This window comes from Roseinatronobacter domitianus, from assembly GCF_023336755.1.
GTDB classification, from domain to species: domain Bacteria; phylum Pseudomonadota; class Alphaproteobacteria; order Rhodobacterales; family Rhodobacteraceae; genus Roseinatronobacter; species Roseinatronobacter domitianus.
The window spans coordinates 1-4809 of sequence record NZ_JALZWP010000040.1 but is presented as its reverse complement, the minus strand read 5'-3'; the positions used below and the strand labels follow the sequence as shown (position 1 = coordinate 4809).

Sequence of the window (4809 nt, the reverse complement as noted above, 5' to 3'; positions counted from 1 at the left end):
CGAAATGTCCGGGAATGGTTTGCCGCCCGCAACCATTTCGCCATAATGTTCGAGGATCGCTTCAATGCGTAACCGTATCTGAAACCCGCATGGGCCAGACCAGATACACAAAGTTCATGACACTCCCTGGCGCTCGGATTCCAGATCGTGCAGGTATTTCAGGAAAAGCACCCAAGAGGTCTGCTCGACGTAATCCAGCTCATTGGCCACGCCTTCTTCATTGCGAAGCTCGCGCTCTACCCGGTTGAATGCGTTGTCATACATGTGGGAACCTATGAAAAAAGCCTGACGCTAAATGAACAGCTTGCAGCCATCCGTGCAAGTCAGAAGGCTCGGCTGGCTCGGTGTTCGAATTTTGCGGGGAGCTCAGATGTAGATGACCCGTTTAATTGCCTACGAGAACGGCCCAAACCGGCCGTTCAATTTGTGACCAATCGCTACGGTGCAGCTTCATCGAACCGGTCATTCGGCCACTGTTCAGCTTTTCCAAGCTGTACATTGAGGTATAGCATGACCAAGCTGATTAAAGCTTGACTTGTCTATAGCTTCACACGATCTGCAGGCCTCCCCGACCGAAAATCGGTCTGAGCGCACAAAGGGGCGCATGGCGCGCAAGACGAAGAACCGGCGGAGGTGCTGGCAAACTGGCGCAAACCAGGACGGACGGTTGCCCTCACCAACCCCTCCGGGATTGGCTACTCGACACTAACCAACGCGCTCCTCAGCACGCGGGCCATCGCCGGTAAGCGCTTTCGCGAGGAAGATGCCAGTGCGCGATAATGGGTCATCGCGACGTGGTGATCACCTCGGCCACATCCTTGACACTTACTCTCTGCATGGACCACGTTATCAGTAGAAAAGACCTCGTATAGAAGCCTCGCTCGAATGAACGTCTGGTGCTACCGTCGACTTCGCGACTATGCTTGACAGGACGCTGCAAAACGGCCGGATATCTCATGAAAATACTCGTTACCATCGTTTTCATTCTTTTCGCGTCAGCACTTCGAGCAGAAGAGGAACCTGCCAGACTTAGCCTATATGGTTCATTTTTGCACTCCGCTGCAGCTCCTCATGTGCTATTCTTTTTTTCCGACATAGAAGAGAATGATGCTTTCGAACTCCGCCGAGCGCTCAGAAATCATGAGATCAAACTGGTTGTGCTTTTGAGTAGTGGCGGATCTGTTTGGGAATCTCTAATAATGGCTGGCATATTATTTGATCGCGGAATAGACACATACGTACCAGATATATACCATAATGGTGGTTGTTACTCCGCCTGTGCATTTATGTTTTTTGCAGGCCAAAATAGCTTGGCTGTTGGAGATCTTGCTGTGCATCAAGTTGGAAGCTACGATCCTGATTTAGATGACCTTAAGCGCAGGCAAGCTGAGACCCAGCAAGCAACACAGTTTACAACTTCAGAGATCATTGGTTTCTTAAATGAATTCAACACTCCGCCCTGGGTTTTTGAAAAAATGTTCAGAAGCCGAGCCTTCTATCATTTTTCGGATGAAGAGAAACAAGAACTATCTGTTGGTGAGTTAGACCCAGAAATTCAAAGAGCAGCAGATGATTTTCTGCAGGTTTTTTTCAGACCTCCCGACTGGACGAACGCCAGCAGCTTTTCGCTTGAAGGTCACACCGGAAACGTGATGAGCGCAAGCTTCTCACCGGATGGGCGTTTAATCCTTACTTCGGGTCACCGGACAGCTCGTATCTGGGATAGTGAAACAGGAAGTGAGGTTGCCACACTGACAGGGCACCATGGGCAGCTGTGGGACGCAGCCTTTTCACCTGACGGAGGCAGGGTTGTTACTGCCTCGTTCGATCGGACAGCCCGCATTTGGGATGCAAATACAGGAGATATGATCGCAACTCTCAGACATCCAAGTGGCTTGTTTCAAGCAGATTTTTCTCCCGACGGTAAGCAGATTATCACGGCGTCGAGTGATGGCACCGCCCATATCTGGGATATCGCAAATCAGCGCGAGGTCCTAAAGCTCAGCGCTAGAGCGGGACCTTTGCTTACTGCCGCCTTTTCACAGGATGGAATGCGCATAGTCACAGACGGGAATGATTCGACAGCCCGCATTTGGGACGCGAAGACCGGCCAAGAAATCGCTGTGATAAGGGCATCGCGCCAAGTTACAGACGCTGAATTTTCGCCCGACATGCGCAGTATCGTTACTGCATCGTCAGATGGTGCAGTCCGCATATGGAACTCAGAGACCGGACAAGAGATAGCCACGCTCATTGAACCTACTGGCATAACTTCTCGTAATGCAAAGTTTTCATTCGACGGTAGCCTCGTTGTAACCGGTGACGTTGATGGAACTGTCCGAATTTTGGATATTGAAAGTGGACAAGAGGTTGCCGAACTGAAGGGTGCTGAAGTGATCCTTGGACTAGATATATCGTCCAATGGAATGCAGATCGTTGCCGGCGGGTCAAATGATAAAATAGCACGCGTTTGGACCGCAAAATGATAGTCATCCAGCGCAATGCAACCACGAATGATCAGAAAACTGGCTGAAGCGTCTCCAAGCATTTAATAGACCTGAGGCGTAACGACTGCAGCAGCACCCGTCTCCAATTAAAACCACCTACAAGATAACAGGTAATAGCTCAGCGCTTCACGAAGCCCAGAGTGCGTAAATGACGCGCTTTTTCCATTTGGAAAGATAATTTCAAACTTATCCCCGCGCGACAGAAAACCGAGTATCTCTCTCTGTGAAGATAACGACAACTCCGATCCCCAAGAGTCAGATTCATCTTGCGCGAAGGATAAGTGCTCAGAGGTATGACTTTCTTCTAGTGCAGTTATCCAGTATTCTTTGCTATCAACACCGTTGCTAATTTTAAGATAAACGGGCGCTTCATAACTATAGAAATCTATATTTTTAATGCCGAAAGACATTCCGAGAAGATTCGATTTCAATACAATATTAACTGACGGCCCCCGTCCTGTATCAACGACATGAGCCGAAAAATCATATTTCCACCCTGAATATTTCAAAATGCAGATTCCACCTCCAGAAACAGTCCAGTCGCCAAATAGACCAGTTTCATCTGCTTCCGTTTCATGGGCTACTAGAGCAAAAAATATAATCAGTGTTATCAATACCCTTAGCGGGAATTGAATTATTTTTTTTGTGCGAAAAAACCTCAGCAATTTAGCGGTCCGATATGGGCATGACGACCTTATTTGAGCGAATTAACGACTGAAAACCCATCACTCTATTCTGATTTTTAAGTCTAATACAAAGCGTAACTCTAGCGCCTATCTTCAGGGAAGGCAATAAGACTCTGATTGGCAGTCGAGCGTAACGCTCCGGCGCCGGATGCACGAGATGCTATGGTTAAATGAATGGCCGCTTTCATGTGCTTGACAGTGTGCGGTCGTAAGCGCAGCGAATGTCGGCAGTCCGCCCATTGGAGCGAATCCTACTGGCCTGTCCTTGGTATACAGATCAGTCACTGGCCTGCCTGAAGCGCTCCCAGCGCAAGCGTTGCGCCGCAGCAATCTTGTCTTTTCCGGCTTTCGTCTGAGGCCCTGTAGAAAGCCCACCATGGAATTTGCATCGCCGCTTACCCGGGATGACCTTATTCTTGCAGAGAGAGCCTGACCTTGCGCGCGCGCTGCATTGCGGGCGTTCTCTAGGAGGCAGAGCGCGGCCGTTTTCATCCAGTCCTTTTTCCCGCATTCGAGCGCAGACTACGCCGTGACACTCATCGCACGATCGTCTGAAATCGGGGTGAAGTTGCTGCGTTGCTGGACAAGTCCTCCAGTGCTGACGGCATCCTTTGACTGCATCAGGCTCAATGCGGCGTAGTTCGGCGAGCATGGCGCTTATGGCGGCCTGTTGTTTTGTCGGTCTGCCCATCGGAAACCTCAAGTTTTGTCAGGTTGTTTGTAAGAGCCCATGCGATTTCGCTTCGCCTGTCTTGCTGGTCACCTTCTTTCAAGCCGACTGCGGTATGCCTTTTCCCATTTCGAACTGGATCAGGCCAGCGCCGCGCAATTCAGCTTCCGCTCGCCATGCGCGTGTCGCACCCCAACCCAAGGCAGTCGCCATCGCGCCATAGGTTGCAGGCCCGTGAAGGCGCAGACGGTCGAGATACGCGACCGCGTCGTGGTTAAGCCCATCTGCGATAACTGGGGGCGCGGTGTCCGATTTCACGCATGGGGGCATTGCGACACTTGCGACACGTGAGGGCGGTTTCTGAGCTGTAGTGGGTTGCGACACTTGCGACACCTGCGACAGGGGCCGCTCAGCCGGGGATTTTGTCGCAGTTGTCGCAGTTGTCGCATGAGGTTGCCCTGTGATTTCTGCCAGCTTGGCATGTGCATCAAACCACATCGCGCGCCCCTTTCACGATTGCCCAAGCCTCTTTACGCGCAGCCCCGCGCACCACGGTTTCCGCGTCAAGCGGCACAAGCCATCCATGCTTTTCAAGAATGACCAGGGCCGCCCGCGCCTTTGGGCTTTCGCGCAGCGGGTTCGGGCCAAGCCGCACCACATCGCGCACCAGCACTTCCGGTTCCTCCCATGTTTCAAGCAACCACTTGCGCAAGGCTTCAGCCCGGTCGATTTGGTAATCTCCCCATTTTTAACAGGGTGCATCCGTAGAATTTACGCGGCCATTTTCAATTTCATGGCGGGTGTGATGCCGCCGATGCCCATGTTGGGACGGTCGTTGTTGTAAGTCCATAGCCATTTCGTGGCTTGATCCTGTGCCTCCTCGATGCTTTCGATGATGTATTGGTCCAGCCATTCATGCCGAACCGTCCGGTTGTAGCGCTCGACA

Annotated in this window: 7 protein-coding genes; 1 reads left to right on the top strand and 6 read right to left on the bottom strand. The window is 51.4% G+C overall.

The annotated features are described in order from the left end of the window. Positions 1-114 precede the first annotated feature (114 nt). Positions 115-264 (bottom strand): hypothetical protein, encoded by a 150-nt coding sequence (locus M3N55_RS16515; RefSeq protein ID WP_249060959.1) that lies wholly within the window; start codon positions 262-264, stop codon positions 115-117. Positions 265-956: 692 nt separating this feature from the next. On the opposite strand from M3N55_RS16515, the gene M3N55_RS16510 reads away from it, so the two are divergent. Beyond that, a complete protein-coding gene (locus M3N55_RS16510; RefSeq protein ID WP_249060958.1) occupies positions 957-2486 on the top strand; it encodes a PQQ-binding-like beta-propeller repeat protein in 1530 nt (509 codons plus the stop codon). 107 nt (positions 2487-2593) lie between these two features. Here the strand turns inward: M3N55_RS16510 and M3N55_RS16505 are convergent, their stop codons facing one another. The 5 genes from M3N55_RS16505 to M3N55_RS16490 all read right to left on the bottom strand — a co-directional run. Then, on the bottom strand, positions 2594-3121 hold the full coding sequence (locus M3N55_RS16505) for a hypothetical protein (protein WP_249060957.1): 528 nt from the start codon (positions 3119-3121) through the stop codon (positions 2594-2596). A gap of 349 nt (positions 3122-3470) precedes the next feature. Then, complete coding sequence (locus M3N55_RS16900) at positions 3471-3704, bottom strand: HGGxSTG domain-containing protein (RefSeq protein ID WP_428982687.1); 234 nt, start codon at positions 3702-3704, stop codon at positions 3471-3473. A gap of 258 nt (positions 3705-3962) precedes the next feature. Continuing rightward, complete coding sequence (locus M3N55_RS16500) at positions 3963-4181, bottom strand: hypothetical protein (RefSeq protein WP_249060956.1); 219 nt, start codon at positions 4179-4181, stop codon at positions 3963-3965. A 169-nt stretch (positions 4182-4350) separates the two neighbouring features. Beyond that, a complete protein-coding gene (locus tag M3N55_RS16495; protein ID WP_249060955.1) occupies positions 4351-4575 on the bottom strand; it encodes a hypothetical protein in 225 nt (74 codons plus the stop codon). Positions 4576-4634: 59 nt separating this feature from the next. After that, a partial coding sequence (locus tag M3N55_RS16490; RefSeq protein ID WP_249060960.1) for a transposase occupies positions 4635-4809 on the bottom strand: 175 nt, incomplete at its 5' end.

What these genes read in the sequence shown, in the direction of transcription:
- M3N55_RS16900 (WP_428982687.1), bottom strand. Translation starts at nt 3,704, where the DNA reads ATGCGGGAAAAAGGACTGGATGAAAACGGCCGCGCTCTGCCTCCTAGA.
- M3N55_RS16510 (WP_249060958.1), top strand. Translation starts at nt 957, where the DNA reads ATGAAAATACTCGTTACCATCGTTTTCATTCTTTTCGCGTCAGCACTT.
- M3N55_RS16515 (WP_249060959.1), bottom strand. Translation starts at nt 264, where the DNA reads ATGTATGACAACGCATTCAACCGGGTAGAGCGCGAGCTTCGCAATGAA.